A 13487-nucleotide genomic window follows, 5' to 3' on the forward strand; every position below is an offset into this window, starting at 1 on the left:
TCATGAGCACCCTGCAGAGCGTCCCGGCCCTCGGGACGCACCCGGCCGACGGTTCGACCCAGAGCCGCGCCGAGACTCGGGAGCAGCTTTCCAAGGCGACGTACGACCTCCTGGTGATCGGCGGCGGCATCCTGGGCATCTCCACTGCCTGGCACGCCGCGCAGTCGGGGCTGCGGGTTGCGCTGGTGGACGCCGGCGACTTCGCCGGCGCCACCTCCTCCGCCTCCTCCAAGCTGCTGCACGGCGGTCTGCGCTACCTGCAGACCGGAGCGGTGAAGCTGGTGGCGGAGAACCACTTCGAGCGCCGTGCGGTCTCGCGTGAGGTGGCCCCCCACCTCGCCAACCCGCTGACCTTCTACCTGCCGGTCTACAAGGGCGGCCCGCACGGCGCGGCCAAGCTCGGCGCGGGCGTCTTCGCCTACTCCGCGCTGTCCGCCTTCGGTGACGGTGTCGGTCACGTCATCAGCCCGTCCAAGGCCCAGCGCGACGTGCCGGAGCTGCGTACGGACAACCTCAAGGCCGTGGCCGTGTACGGCGACGACCAGATGAACGACGCGCGGATGGCCCTGATGACGGTCCGCGCGGCCGTCGAGGCCGGCGCCACCGTCCTGAACCACGCCGAGGTCACCGGTCTGCGCTTCACGCAGGGCCGGGTCACCGGTGCCGAGCTGAAGGACGGCACCGACGGCACCGAGTTCGGCGTCAACGCGCGCCTGGTCCTGAACGCGACCGGGCCGTGGGTCGACCACCTGCGCAAGATGGAGAACCCGAACGCGGCGCCCTCCATCCGCCTGTCCAAGGGCGCGCACCTGGTCCTCAAGCGCACCTCCCCCTGGAAGGCCGCACTGGCCACCCCGATCGACAAGTACCGCATCACCTTCGCCCTCCCCTGGGAGGACATGCTGCTGCTCGGTACGACCGACGAGGAGTTCGAGGGCGACCCGGCGGACGTCCGGGTCACCGAGAAGGACACCGCGCAGATCCTGGACGAGGCGGCTTTCTCCGTCCGCGACCAGCAGCTGTCCCGTGACCTGATCACGTACTCCTTCGCGGGCCTGCGGGTGCTGCCGGGCGGCCCCGGCGACACCTCCAAGGCCAAGCGCGAGACCGTCGTCACCGAGGGCGCCGGCGGCATGCTCTCCGTCGCGGGCGGCAAGTGGACCACGTTCCGCCACATCGGCCGTACGGTCATGAACAAGCTGGCGGCGCTGCCCGGCCAGCCGCTGGCCGAGGACATGGAGCCGATCTCGCACCTGCCGAAGAAGCTGCCGCTGCCGGGCATCGCCAACCCCAACGCGGTCGCCCACCGGCTGCTGGTCGACGGCTCGGCCCCCGGCCCGCGCATGGCGCCGGAGACCGCCCGCCACCTGGCCACCCACTACGGCTCGCTGTCCTTCGACATCGCGCGGCTGGCCAACGAGGACCCGGCGCTGGCCGAGCGCATCCACCCGGACGCGCCGGAGATCTGGGCCCAGGTCGTCTACGCCCGTGACCACGAGTGGGCGGAGACGGTCGACGACGTGCTGCGCCGCCGCACCACGCTGACCATCCGCGGTCTGGACACGGAGGACGTCCGTACCAAGACCAAGGGCATATTGGAGCAGCGCGGCTGACGCCACGTCACCTGCTGTCGTCCGAGGGGCGGTTCCCGGTCCGGGAGCCGCCCTTCGGCGTGTCCGGGCTCAGCGGGCGCGTACGCAGTGCTCGGCGAGGGCCATGGTGGTGAGGTTGGTGTTGGCGGCGGGCAGCGTCGGCATCACGGAGGCGTCGATGACGTGCAGGGCTTCGACGCCGTGTACGGCGCCGGTGGCGGAGACCACCGCGCCGGGGTCCCCGGCCGGGCCCATCCGGCAGGTTCCGGCGGCGTGCTGATAGCCGCTGACGGTCCGCCGCAGCGCTTCCGTCAGCTGGGCATCGGTGGTGACGGCGGGGCCCGGCGCGCGTTCGCCGCGCAGGAGGCCGGACAGGGGTGCCGTACGGGCGAGGGCGCGGGCGAGCCGCATGCCCGTCACCATGCGGCGGGTGTCCTCCGGTTCGCGCAGGAAGCCGACGTCGATGCGCGGGGCGTCGCGGGGGTCGGCGGAGCGCAGCCACAGGCGGCCGTGGGAGGAGGGCCGCAGCAGGGCCACCCAGAGAGTGAGCACCGTGCTCCCGTCCTCGTCCGCCGCGGGGCCCGAGGGGAAGACCTGGAGGTCGGGCGGGCCGTCCTCGCAGCCGACGCCGCAGGTCAGGAAGGTTTGCAGCACCGGGTCCCGGGGGTCGGGCGGCGGGGCGCCGGTGGCGTATTCGAGAGTGACGGCGGGGTGGTCGCGCAGGTTCTCCCCCACGCCGGGCAGGTCGGCTGTCACGGGGATGCCGAGGTCGCGCAGCTGGTCCGCCGGGCCGATGCCGGAGCGCAGCAGGACCGGCGGGCTGCCGTACGCCCCGGCGGCGAGCACGACCCGGCGGGCGGGCAGCACCGTACGGGCGGGATCGGCGAGCTGCACGCCCGTCGCCCGGCCGTCGCGCACCACGACCCGGTCGACGAGGATGCCGCCGCGCACGGTGAGGTTGGCGCGCTCGCGTGCTCCGGCGAGGTAGGTGAGGGCGGTGCTCTGCCGGACGCCGCCGACCCGGTTGACCGGGACCGGGCCCACGCCGCGGGCGCCGGGGGCGTTGTGGTCGGTGACGGGCGGGTGCCCGAGGGCGGTGCAGGCGTCGTGGAAGGCGCGCTGCCACCGGTTCGTCTCGTCCCTGCCGTACCGCCGTACGGGGACCGGGCCGTCCGTGCCGTGCCAGGGCGGCCCGGTGTCCAGGTCGTGTTCGACGCGGCGCAGGCTGGGCAGGAAGTCCGCGAACGACCAGCCGTCGTTGCCCAGGGCGGCCCAGTCGTCGTAATCCCCCGGGTGCCCGCGCAGGGCGATCGCGGAGTTGATCGCCGAGGAGCCGCCGACGAGCTTGCCGCGGGGCAGGGCGACGGACCGGCCGAGGGCGCCGGACTCGCTCGCGTACCCCCAGTCGTGGCTGTGGGTGGCGGCGGGGCTGGTCGCCACGTCGTCGGGCAGGCCGCCGGGCGAGCTGCCGTAGTCGGGTCCGGCCTCCAGCAGCAGTACGGACCGTGCGGGGTCCTCGGTGAGCCGGGAGGCCAGTACGCCTCCGGCCGAGCCCGCGCCGATGATGATCACGTCCCAGGTGTCCATGGACCTGCGCTCCTCGCCTCCCGACGGTTCCGTCTTCCCGCTCCCGGCTCCCTGAGGTACCCGCCGGGTGGAGATCACACACGTACCGGGCGGGTCGGTCGCGGACAGGGCGCGGCGGGGCCCGTATCGCCGGGGTCCGGCTCTGGACGGCCGCACTAGCATCGCCAGGCAGGGGCCCTGGCCGGTCCTCCCGGTGCGCGTCCCCGCTTCTCCAGCCCCGTCACCGACCTTGGAGATCCCCATGACCTTGCTGACCACCTGGCCGGAGAGCGGCCCGGAGACCGTGCTGCGGCGCACGTCCGAGCCCGCGGAGATCGCCGCGGCGCTGGCGCCGATCGGGGTGCGGTACGAGCAGTGGCCGGTGCGCACGGACGTGGCGCCGGACGCGGAGCCCGCCGCCGTCCTCGCGGCGTACCGCGCGGAGATCGGCGCGCTGACCGCCGAGGAGGGCTTCGTGACGGTGGACGTGGTGTCCCTGCACCCCTGCGACGACCCCGGGTGGCCGGAGAAAGCGCGGGCGGCGCGGCAGAAGTTCCTCGCCGAGCACACCCACGAGGACGACGACGAGGTGCGGTTCTTCGTCGCCGGGTCCGGGGTGTTCTACCTGCACGCGGGCGGCGAGGTGCACGCCGTGCTGTGCGAACGCGGCGATCTGCTGGGCGTGCCGCGGGGCACCACCCACTGGTTCGACATGGGGACCCGCCCGTCCTTCACCGCCATCCGCTTCTTCCACGAGGAGGACGGCTGGATCGGCACGTTCACCGGGGACGGCATCGCGCTGCGGTTCCCCGGCTTCGACACGCTCGCGGCCGGCCGGGCGGGACGGGGCGCGGCGTGACCCACACCTTCGACGTGGACCATGTGGTGCTCGACATCGAGGGCACCACCAGCGCGACCGGCTTCGTGGTCGGCGAGCTGTATCCGTACGCGCGCAAGCGGTTCGGGCGGCTGCTGACCGAGCGGGCCGCGGAACCGGAGGTACGGCGGGCCGTCGAACAGGTACGGACGATGCTGGACGAACCGGCCGCCGACACGGCGCTGATCGAGCGCACACTCGGCGCCTGGCTGGACGAGGACCGCAAGGCCACACCCCTGAAGACGCTTCAGGGCATCGTGTGGGCCGAGGGTTTCGCGAGCGGGGAACTGGTCTCGCACTTCTACCCGGACGTGGTGCCGCGGCTGCGGGAGTGGCACGCGGCGGGCGTACGGCTGCACGTGTACTCGTCGGGGTCGGTGGCGGCGCAGCGGGCGTGGTTCGGGCACAGCCCGGAGGGCGATCTGCGGCCGCTGGCCAAAACGTTCCATGACACGGAGAACGCCGGGCCCAAGCTGGTGGCCGCGTCGTACGCGACGATCGCCGCGGATCTGGGGAGTGTGCCGGGACGGGTGCTGTTCCTGTCCGACCGTGCCGGGGAACTGGACGCGGCGCGGGCGGCGGGGTGGCGCACGGCCGGGGTGCGGCGGCCCGGAGAGCCGTACTACGAGAGTGGGGTGGGCGACCACCCCGAGGTGGCGTCCTTCGCGGAGCTGGAGATCCATACGGGAGGCGGGCCGGCAGCGGCGGACGCGCCGGTCGTCGGCACCGACGGGATACGGCGGGCCGGGGCCCGGCTGGCCGCCGAGGCCGCGCGCTTCGCGTCGTTCGGCTGGATGCGCGGCACGTCCGGGAACCTGTCGGTCGTGCTGGCGCGCGAGCCGCTGCGGCTGGCGGTGACCGCGAGCGGGCGGGACAAGGGCGAGCTGACCGCGGACGACGTGGTGCTGGTCGACGGCCGGGGCGCCGCCGTCGCGGGTACGGCGGGCCCGGTGGCCGGCGCCGGGAAGCCGTCGGCGGAGGCCGGGCTGCACGCGCGGGTGGTGCGGCTCACCGGGGCGGGCGCGGTCGTCCACGTCCACACGGTCGCCGCCGTGGCGATGGGGCGGCGCAGGCCCGGCGGGATCGTCTTCCGGGACCTGGAGATGCTCAAGGGCCTCGGCCTGCCCGCCGAAGGGACATCGGTACGGCTGCCGGTCATTGCCAACAGCCAGGACATGGACGTGCTCGGGGACCGTCTGGAGGAGACCAGGGAGCCGCGGATGCCCGCCGTGGTCGTGGCGGATCATGGCCTGTACGTGTGGGGACCGGACCTGCTCCAGGCCCGGCACCACGCCGAGATCGTGCAGTGGCTGCTGGAGCTGGAGCTGGCGTCGGGACGGGGGTGAACGGGCCGGGGCCGTTGCCCGGGACCGGGTGCGGGCGGGCGAGGCCGGGCCCGTAGGTTGGAGGGCGACCGCCGTCCCGTCCGCGTTGTCCCGTCTTCCGGGCCACCCGCCCAGCCCCTGGAGCCGACCCGTGCCCCCAGAGTTGTCCCCCATCGCCCGCCTGCCGCGCGGCGGACTGCCGCCCCGGGCCGTCGTGGTCGGCGATCCGGCCCGTGCGGCCGCCGTCGCCGAGCTGCTCGACGACGCCACGGAGATCGCGTACCACCGCGAGTACCGGACCTTCACCGGCAGTTGGCAGGGCCTGCCGGTGCTCGTCGCCTCGCACGGGGTGGGCGGGCCCGGCGCGGTGCTGCTGTTCCAGGAACTGGCCGACGCGGGCGTACGGACCTTCGTCCGCCTCGGTACGGCGGGGGCGATGCGCCCCGGGATCGGCGACGGCGACCTGGTGATCGCCGAGGCCGCGGTACGGGACGACGGGGTGACGCAGCAACTGGTGCCGCCGGAGTACCCGGCCGTGGCCGCGCCGGAAGCGGTGCTGGCACTCGCCGGGGCAGCGGCGCGGGCCGGGGCCCCGTACCACCGCGGGGTGGTGTGGACCCGTGCGGCGTTCCAGCCGGGATTGCTGCCGCTGCCGGTGGCCGCGTACACCGCGGCGGGCGTGGCGGCGATCGAGATGGAGGTGTCCGCGCTGCTGGTGACCGCCGGGCTGCGCGGGCTGGTCGCCGGCGCGGTGCTGGTGATCGACGGGGCGAACGCGGACGAACTGGTCGACGAGGCGGCCACCGGCGGGTACGACCCGCACCGGGACGCCGTCGCGGAGGGCGTGGCGCGCGGCTCCGTCGTCGCGCTGGAGGCCCTGCGGACGCTGGCGGAGGAGGCCCGGTGAGCGCGGGACGGAACACGGGAGCGGCGGGGAACACCCCGGCGCAGGCCGACCTGCTGGTACATGGCGGTACGGTGCTCACCGTCGACGCGTCGGGCACCGTCCTGGCCGACGGCGCGGTGGCCGTACGGGACGGGGAGATCGTCGCGGTGGGCCCGGCCGCGGAGCTGCGCGCCGCGCACCGCGCGGCCGACGAGATCGACGCCACCGGCTGCCTGGTCCTCCCCGGGCTGATCAACACCCACACCCACCTGGCGATGACGCTGCTGCGCGGCCACGCCGACGACGTGGACCTCCAGGACTTCCTCGGACGGGTGGTGCCGCGGGAGAACGCGCTGCTGTCCCCGGAAGCGGTGACCGCGGGCCTGCGGCTGGCCGCCGCCGAGAGCGTGCGGGGCGGCGTGACCACCGCCCTGGACATGTACTGGTTCCACGAGGCGGCCGAGCGGGCGGCGCGGGACGCGGGCTGGCGGCTGCTGTCCGGGCCGACGTTCATGGACGTACCCGGACCGCCCGACCGGATGCCGTACGGGGACCGGATGGCGTGGGCGCGCCGGCACCTCGATCGCCACCGCCCCGCCCCCGGCACCCGCCCGGTGCTCTTCGCGCACAGCGCCTACACCCTGGACGCCGGGCAGCTGACGGACATCGCGGCGCTGGCCAGGGAGCACGGCGCGCTGCTGCACCTGCATGCCGCGGAGAACGCCGCCGAGGTGGCGATGGTGACCGAGCGGTACGGCAAACGGCCCGTCGAACTGCTGGAGTCGCTGGGCCTGCTGGGCCCGGACACGCTGCTCGCACACGCGGTCGAGCTGACCGGAACCGAGATCGCCGCGCTGGCCGCGACCGGTACGGGCGTCGCGCACTGCCCGGTCTCCAACCTCAAGCTGGGCTGCGGCATCGCCCGGGTGCCGGAGCTGCTGCGGCAGGGCGTCCGGGTCGGGCTCGGCACGGACGGCGCGGTCAGCTCCAACTCGCTGGACATGATGAGCGCGCTGGGCTTGGCGGCGCTGGTGCACAAGGCGGGCGGCGACCCCACGGCGGTCGGCGCCGAGCAGGCCGTGCGGATGGCGACGATCGAGGGCGCGCGGGCCCTGGGGCTGGGCGGGCAGCTCGGCTCGCTGGAGGTGGGCAAGCGCGCGGACCTGGCGGTGCTCGACCTCGGCGGTGCGCATCTGGCGCCCCGGCACGACCCGTGGTCGACGCTGGCGTACTCGGCGCGGGCCGCCGACGTACGGGACACGGTCGTCGACGGCCGGGTGCTGATGCGCGGCCGGCGGCTGACGACGCTGGACGAGGCGGCCGTGACCGCCGACGCGGAGGCTCTCGTCCGGGCCGTCTGACGGCCTGTCCGCCCAAGAGGTCGTTTCATCCTGTTGTTTCATCCCGTTATGCGGCTTTGATCCGGTGATGCCGGGTCGCGCCAGGAGATGGTGTTCTCGCCGGTGAGGCGGCGGGCCATGAGGTCGGTCATGGCGAGGTGGATCATGGCTTCGGAGCGGGCCGGGTGGGTCTCGTAGTCCCGGGCCAGGCGGCGGTGCAGCATCAGCCAGCCGTAGGTCCGCTCGACCGCCCAGCGGTTCGGTATCGGGGTGAAGCCGCGGGCGCCGGGGACGCGCTCGACGATCTCCATATCGATGCCCAGGGTGGCGGCGCGCTCGACGGGATGTCTGCGGTAGCCGCCGTCGACCCAGACCTTGCGCTAGGTGGGGTGGGCGGCGGCGACCCGGTCGAGCAGGCGGGTGCCGGCAACCGAGTCCTAAACGTTCGCGGCGGTGACCAGGACCGCCAGCAGCAGGCCGAGGGTGTCCGTGACGATGCTGCGCTTGCGGCCGACGATCTTCTTGCCCGGGTCGGCGCCCTGCCCGCGGGCGGGGACGCTGGTGGAGGTCTTGATGCTCTGTGCGTCGATCATGCCGGCCGATGGCTGCGCGGGCCGAACTGCACCAGCGCGTCCGCCTCCGCGACGGTCTCAACTCCCGCACCGTCGCGGTGATCCTGGACTCCCAATCCGTCAAAGGAGCCGAGATGGTGGGGGCGGCCACCCGCGGCTTCGATGCCGGGAAGAAAATCAACGGACGCAAGCGGCACCTGGCCGCCGACATGCGCGGCATGCCGCTGCAGATCATGGTCACCCCCGCCACCAACCGAGACGACCAGCCGGCCCGCGACCAACTCTTCCGGCTCCGGCTCACCCACCCCGAAGTGACGGCCGCCTGGGCGGACTCAGCCTACGGCGGCGACCTCATTCGCTGGTCCTCCGCATTTCTCGGCATCACCCTCCACACCGTCCCCGCCGCAAGGAACAGGACGGCTTCGCCGTCCTGGCGAAACGATGGCGAGTCGAGCGGGCGATCTCGTGGATCATGCGGGCCCGCAGAAATGTGCGCGACTGCGAACGGCACATCTCCCACAGCGAGGCTCACCTCACCTGGACCCTGATCACCCTCATGGCCCGCCGCCTCACCCGACCGTCACGACCTCCCCGGACAACACCTCACCCCGTCGAGCGGGCGGCCGCGAAGGCCCGGCCGAAGTCCATTCGGATTCGGGCCCTGCCCAAACCCGCACCATCTGCCTCACCCCTGCCACCCGTCCGGCTTCGACACTGAGCTCCGCTGCGCAGCAGTCCCCGGCCCGCCATGAGGAACAGGGCCGGGGCGGATTGGCCAGGCCCTTCGCCAGCTACTCGCTGCTGGTGCCAGCAGCCCGGCGTTGTGCTGCCACCTCGGCAGCAGTCTTCAGGTCCTGATGGTCGTGCATCAGGACTGGCTTCCGTCCGGCTCGGTGGTGCGCAGGCCGGCCGCCGACCGATGGGCTCGCTCGGCGCGATGGGAGTACTCCGCCGCCTGCTGCGGCTCCTCCACGGCGAGCCGCTCGTATTCCGCGGCCAGTTCCTCCTGAGCGGCGCCCAGCGCGGACGCCACCTCGACGAGCCGCTCCTGCAAGCAGCGCACCCTGGCCTCCAGGACCTCCCGCGGCACTCGCCCCTCGCTGGCCTGTCGTGACTGAGAGCTGGCAGTCTCGCGGTCGATGGTGCCCTGTTCTCGATCGTCGTGCGCGTCCTCGCGGTCCAGGGCCGCTTTTCTGCGATCCAGTCGGCCCTTGCTGGCTTCCACCAGAGCGCGGGCGCGGTCGATCGCCTCATACGAGCGCTGCCGGCTGCTGGGGACAGCGTCTCCCACCGAACGGGCCCGCCTATCGGCCCGGCCTTCTCGCGCGGTGAGCTTCTCATCCCATACGTCTGCGACAGCTTCCCGCTTGTCGGCCAACCGCTCCCGCTCGTCCGCGGCGGTTTCGCGGCTGTCGGCCAACCGCTCCCGCTCGTCCGCGGCGGTTTCGCGGCTGTCGGCAAACCGCTCCCGCTCGTCCTCAGCCCCCTCCTGCCGACGCGCACCAACAACGCTTTCCGGTGCGGTGGTGTCGGCTGGACTGGGCTCCTCATCCGCTTGGCCTGTCTGCATGCTGGCAGTATGCCCGGCTGGACGCGCACCAGTAACGCGCTGTCACGGCCCGAAGAGACATGGCACAGCTTCTCACCGCTTGAGTACGGCGGCGAACTCCCGGGCCGCGGGACGCGTTTTCCGTGGGCGGCCCGGGAGTTCACCCGGCACGGGCTTCGCCGGGCGAGCCTCCCGAGGGTGTGCTTCCGTGGCCATAATGACCGCAGACATCGGATGTCTGCGGGCGTCCGGCGGCGGGTGCGAGCGGGAGGCTGCGGACATGGCGGTCACGGACGAGGCCATAGATAAGATCAAGGCGATGATCGTCTCCGGTGCGCTGCGGCCGGGTGACCGGCTGCCCAAGGAGAGCGAACTCGCGGCGGACCTGGGCCTGTCCCGCAACTCGCTGCGCGAGGCGGTACGGGCCCTGTCGCTGATCCGCATCCTGGACGTACGGCAGGGTGACGGCACCTACGTCACCAGCCTCGCCCCGCAGCTCCTCCTCGAAGCGCTGAGCTTCGTGGTGGACTTCCACCGCGACGACACGGTCCTGGAGTTCCTGGCCGTCCGCCGGATACTGGAGCCGGCCGCCACCGCGATGGCGGCCGGGCGTATCACCCCGGCCGAACTGAACGCCCTGGAACGGCAGTTGAACGCCCTCGGCCCGCATCCGCCGGTGTCGGACCTGGTCGCCTGCGACCTGGAGTTCCACCGCCGGATCGTGGCCACCGCCGGCAACTCGGTGCTCTGCTCGCTGCTCGACGGCCTGTCGGGGCCGACGACCCGGGCCCGGGTCTGGCGGGGGCTGACACAGAAGGACGCGGTGAGCCGCACCCTCACCGAGCACCGGGCGATCCTCGGCGCCCTCCGCGACCGGGACGCGGAGGCGGCGCGGTCCTGGGCGACGGTGCACATCGCCAGCGTGGAGCAGTGGCTGCGCTCGACGCTGTGAGGAAGGACGGCCCCCGGAACCGCCGGGACCGCCCCTCCCCCGCCCCGGTCAGACGGCGAACCCTCCGTCCACCGCGATCGACGCGCCGGTGATGTACCGGCCACTCTCCCCCGCCAGGTGCGCCACGGTCGCCGCGATGTCCGACGGCTTCCCGTAGTGACCCAGCGCCGTCAGCTGTACCTGCATCGGCGCGCTCTCGCCGTCGGCCGGGTTCATGTCGGTGTCGACCGGGCCGGGGTGCACGAGGTTGGCGGTGATGCCGCGCGGTCCCAGTTCCCTGGCGAGGGCCTTGGTCAGGCCGGTGAGCGCGGCTTTGCTCGTCGCGTACAGCGAGCCGCCGGGGAAGGCGACGCGCTCGGCCATGCAGCTGCCGATGGTGATGATGCGCCCGCCGTCGGTCAGGTGTCCGGCGGCGGCCTGCGCGGCCAGGAACGGCGCGCGGACGTTGACGGCCAGCACGCGGTCCACGTCCTCCTCGGTGATCTCCCCGATCGGCCCGAGCACTCCGGCCCCCGCGTTGTTGACGAGGATGTCCAGCCGCCCGAGCCGTTCCACGGCGCCGTCCACGGACGCCCGCACGGCCGCCGCGTCCGCACCGTCCGCCCGGACCGCCCAGGCCCGGCGGCCCAGCGCCTCGATCCGTTTGACCACCTGTCCGGCCCGCTCCTGCGCACTGACGTACGTGAGGGCCACATCGGCCCCGTCCTCGGCGAGCCGCACCGCGACGGCCTCCCCGATCCCCCGGCTGCCGCCGGTCACCAGTGCCACCTTGCCGTCGAGCTGTGCGGTCGTCATGTCCGCCCCTCCATGCATGTTCGCTGCGCTTGTCGCGTGATGTACCGAGATGGTGTGATCTGTCGCCCTCGGCGACCTGACTCGATACTCGTGCGCGGCGGACGTCATGGCTGGCGGAATCCGGACGGCGCATCAGGGCCGCACAGGCCGGGGCGGCCCGCTCGGTCACATCCCGTACACCCGCGCCGCGTTCCCCCCGAAGACCGCCGCCCGTTCGTCCGGTGCGAGAGGGGCGGTGGCCGCTTCGGCGAGGGCGACGACGTCCCCGTACCCGGCGGCCAGGGTGCACACCGGCCAGTCGGAGCCGAACAGGACGCGGTGCGGGCCGAAGACGTCCAGGACGTGCCGGGCGTACGGGACGATGTCGACAGGGCGCCATGTCGACCGGTCTGCCTCGGTGACCAGGCCGGAGAGCTTGCACACGGTGTTCGGCAACCGGGCGAGGGCGGCCAGGCCGTCGGCCCACGGCTGCCACTCCCCGCCCGCGATGGCGGGCTTGGCGGCGTGGTCGAGGACGAAGCGGAGGCCGGGGAGCGCGCGGGCGGCGGCGGTCGCGGCGGGCAGTTGGTGCCGGGTGATCAGCAGGTCGTAGACGAGTCCGGCGTCCCCCACGGCGGCCAGTCCGCGCCGCACGGCGGGCCGGGCCGGCCAGTCGGGGTCGGGCTCGTCCTGCATCTGGTGGCGGAGGCCGACCAGTTGCGGCGGCATCGCCGCGAGGACGTCCGGGAGTCCCGGGTCGGTGAGGTCGGCCCAGCCCACGACGCCCCGTACGGCGGGCGCGCGGGCCGCGAGGGCGAGGAGTTCGGCGGTCTCGGCGCGGGAGGCCGAGGACTGGACCAGGACGGTGCCGTCGATGCCGTGGGCGGCGAGGTGCGGTGTCAGGTCGGCGAGGGTGTACGTACGGCGGATCGGGTCGGCCCAAGCGCCGTCCATCCAGGGCTGCGGGCGCCGGGCCAGGTCCCACAGGTGGTGGTGCGCGTCGATACGGTCGGGCGTCGGCGAGCCATCGTGGCCGGTCACGGGCACGTTCCGGGGTCGGCGGTGGGCAGCGGCAGGTCGGCGCCGAGCAAGCCACAGCCGGTGAGCGCGTGCCAAAGGGCGTCGGGGATGTCGTACGTGAACAGTCCGGCGTTCTCCCGTGCCTCTTCCGGGGACGCGGCGCCGACCAGGGCCCCGGCGACGACGGGGTGGCCGAAGGGGAACCGCAGGGCCGCGGCCTTGAGCGGGACGCCGAACTCCGCGCACACGTCCCCGAGCCGCCGGGCCCGTTCCACCAGCGCGGGCGGGGCCGGCGCGTAGTCGTACGGCGCGCCGGGTGACGGGTCGGCCAGCAGCCCGGAGTTGTAGACGCCGCCGACGACGACCGACGTGCCGCGGCGCGCGCAGACCGGCAGCAGGTCGTCGAAGGCGGTGCGGTCGAGCAGGGTCCAGCGCCCGGCGCACAGCACCACGTCCACGTCGAGGCGGGCGACGAAGCGGGCCAGGGCGCCGCTGTGGTTCATGCCGAAGCCGATGGCGCCCACCACGCCCTGCGCGCGCAGTTCGGCGAGGGCGGGGAAGCCGGTTTCGTACACCGCGGCCTCCTGCCCTTCGACATCGTGCAGGTAGACGATGTCAACGGCGGGGACGCCGAGTCGTTCCAGGGAGGCGTCGAGGGTGCGGCGGATGCCGTCGCGGGTGAGGTCGCGGACGCGGGCGCGGGCCGGAGTGGCGGCGTAGCCCTGGCCGTCCACCTGCTCGCCCGGCGCGAGGGGCCGCAGCCGCAGCCCGACCTTGGTGGACAGGACGTACGAGGCGCGGTCGCGGCCCGCCAGCGCGCGGCCGAGGCGCTCCTCGGACAGGCCTAGTCCGTAGTGCGGCGCGGTGTCGAAGTGGCGTACGTCGGTGTCGAGGGCGGCGCGCACGGTTTGCTGGGCGCGGTCCTCGGAGAGGGGCCGGTAGAGGTTGCCGAGGGGCGCGCAGCCCAGTCCGAGGGGCGGTACGGTCACGTCCGTACGGCCCAACCGCCGCTCCGCGCACGGTATGTACGGCAT

Annotated in this window: 12 protein-coding genes and 1 pseudogene; 7 read left to right on the forward strand and 6 right to left on the reverse strand. The window is 73.7% G+C overall.

Features of this window, described 5'->3' with window-relative positions:
• The first annotated feature begins 2 nt into the window (after positions 1-2).
• Positions 3-1613, forward strand: a complete 1611-nt coding sequence (locus ACZ53K_RS14340) for a glycerol-3-phosphate dehydrogenase/oxidase (protein ID WP_468835484.1) — start codon at positions 3-5, stop codon at positions 1611-1613.
• A 69-nt stretch (positions 1614-1682) separates the two neighbouring features.
• Here the strand turns inward: ACZ53K_RS14340 and ACZ53K_RS14345 are convergent, their stop codons facing one another.
• Positions 1683-3179, reverse strand: a complete 1497-nt coding sequence (locus ACZ53K_RS14345; protein ID WP_468835487.1) for a GMC family oxidoreductase — start codon at positions 3177-3179, stop codon at positions 1683-1685.
• Positions 3180-3420: 241 nt separating this feature from the next.
• Between ACZ53K_RS14345 and ACZ53K_RS14350 the strand changes: the two genes are divergently transcribed.
• The 4 genes from ACZ53K_RS14350 (at position 3421) to ACZ53K_RS14365 (ending at position 7607) form a co-directional block, all read left to right on the forward strand.
• Positions 3421-4017, forward strand: a complete 597-nt coding sequence (locus ACZ53K_RS14350) for a 1,2-dihydroxy-3-keto-5-methylthiopentene dioxygenase (RefSeq protein ID WP_468835490.1) — start codon at positions 3421-3423, stop codon at positions 4015-4017.
• A 26-nt stretch (positions 4018-4043) separates the two neighbouring features.
• Positions 4044-5381, forward strand: coding sequence for an acireductone synthase (gene mtnC / locus ACZ53K_RS14355; RefSeq protein WP_468835918.1), 1338 nt, complete (start codon positions 4044-4046; stop codon positions 5379-5381).
• A gap of 130 nt (positions 5382-5511) precedes the next feature.
• Positions 5512-6267, forward strand: coding sequence for a nucleoside phosphorylase (locus tag ACZ53K_RS14360; RefSeq protein ID WP_468835492.1), 756 nt, complete (start codon positions 5512-5514; stop codon positions 6265-6267).
• Complete coding sequence (locus ACZ53K_RS14365) at positions 6264-7607, forward strand: amidohydrolase (protein ID WP_468835496.1); 1344 nt, start codon at positions 6264-6266, stop codon at positions 7605-7607. Before ACZ53K_RS14360 ends, ACZ53K_RS14365 begins: the two co-directional genes overlap by 4 nt.
• 38 nt (positions 7608-7645) lie before the next feature.
• Here ACZ53K_RS14365 and ACZ53K_RS14370 read toward each other — a convergent pair.
• A pseudogene (locus ACZ53K_RS14370) lies at positions 7646-8203 on the reverse strand (transposase); the annotation flags it as partial.
• Here ACZ53K_RS14370 and ACZ53K_RS14375 point away from each other — a divergent pair.
• Positions 8188-8706, forward strand: a complete 519-nt coding sequence (locus ACZ53K_RS14375) for a transposase (RefSeq protein WP_468835498.1) — start codon at positions 8188-8190, stop codon at positions 8704-8706. The pseudogene ACZ53K_RS14370 and the gene ACZ53K_RS14375 sit on opposite strands and share 16 nt — an antisense overlap.
• A gap of 320 nt (positions 8707-9026) precedes the next feature.
• Here the strand turns inward: ACZ53K_RS14375 and ACZ53K_RS14380 are convergent, their stop codons facing one another.
• Positions 9027-9728 carry a hypothetical protein gene (locus ACZ53K_RS14380; protein ID WP_468835501.1) on the reverse strand — a complete coding sequence of 234 codons (702 nt, stop codon included), beginning with the start codon at positions 9726-9728 and terminating at the stop codon, positions 9027-9029.
• Positions 9729-9987: 259 nt separating this feature from the next.
• Between ACZ53K_RS14380 and ACZ53K_RS14385 the strand changes: the two genes are divergently transcribed.
• Positions 9988-10659, forward strand: coding sequence for a FadR/GntR family transcriptional regulator (locus tag ACZ53K_RS14385; protein ID WP_468835920.1), 672 nt, complete (start codon positions 9988-9990; stop codon positions 10657-10659).
• Positions 10660-10707: 48 nt separating this feature from the next.
• Here the strand turns inward: ACZ53K_RS14385 and ACZ53K_RS14390 are convergent, their stop codons facing one another.
• From ACZ53K_RS14390 to ACZ53K_RS14400, 3 genes are all read right to left on the reverse strand, one after another.
• Positions 10708-11454: an SDR family NAD(P)-dependent oxidoreductase gene (locus ACZ53K_RS14390; protein WP_468835503.1), complete on the reverse strand. Its 747-nt coding sequence runs from the start codon at positions 11452-11454 to the stop codon at positions 10708-10710.
• A gap of 165 nt (positions 11455-11619) precedes the next feature.
• Positions 11620-12474, reverse strand: coding sequence for an amidohydrolase family protein (locus ACZ53K_RS14395; protein WP_468835506.1), 855 nt, complete (start codon positions 12472-12474; stop codon positions 11620-11622).
• The gene (locus ACZ53K_RS14400) at positions 12471-13487 is read right to left on the reverse strand and encodes an aldo/keto reductase (RefSeq protein ID WP_468835508.1); all 1017 of its coding nucleotides are present in this window, start codon (positions 13485-13487) and stop codon (positions 12471-12473) included. Before ACZ53K_RS14400 ends, ACZ53K_RS14395 begins: the two co-directional genes overlap by 4 nt.

It is taken from the genome of Streptomyces sp. NPDC033221 (assembly GCF_055577005.1).

Coding starts and splice junctions, on each gene's coding strand:
- ACZ53K_RS14340 (WP_468835484.1), top strand. CDS start 3: ATGAGCACCCTGCAGAGCGTCCCGGCCCTCGGGACGCACCCGGCCGAC.
- ACZ53K_RS14345 (WP_468835487.1), bottom strand. CDS start 3,179: ATGGACACCTGGGACGTGATCATCATCGGCGCGGGCTCGGCCGGAGGC.
- ACZ53K_RS14350 (WP_468835490.1), top strand. CDS start 3,421: ATGACCTTGCTGACCACCTGGCCGGAGAGCGGCCCGGAGACCGTGCTG.
- ACZ53K_RS14375 (WP_468835498.1), top strand. CDS start 8,188: ATGGCTGCGCGGGCCGAACTGCACCAGCGCGTCCGCCTCCGCGACGGT.
- ACZ53K_RS14380 (WP_468835501.1), bottom strand. CDS start 9,728: ATGCAGACAGGCCAAGCGGATGAGGAGCCCAGTCCAGCCGACACCACC.
- ACZ53K_RS14385 (WP_468835920.1), top strand. CDS start 9,988: ATGGCGGTCACGGACGAGGCCATAGATAAGATCAAGGCGATGATCGTC.
- ACZ53K_RS14390 (WP_468835503.1), bottom strand. CDS start 11,454: ATGACGACCGCACAGCTCGACGGCAAGGTGGCACTGGTGACCGGCGGC.
- ACZ53K_RS14400 (WP_468835508.1), bottom strand. CDS start 13,487: ATGCCGTACATACCGTGCGCGGAGCGGCGGTTGGGCCGTACGGACGTG.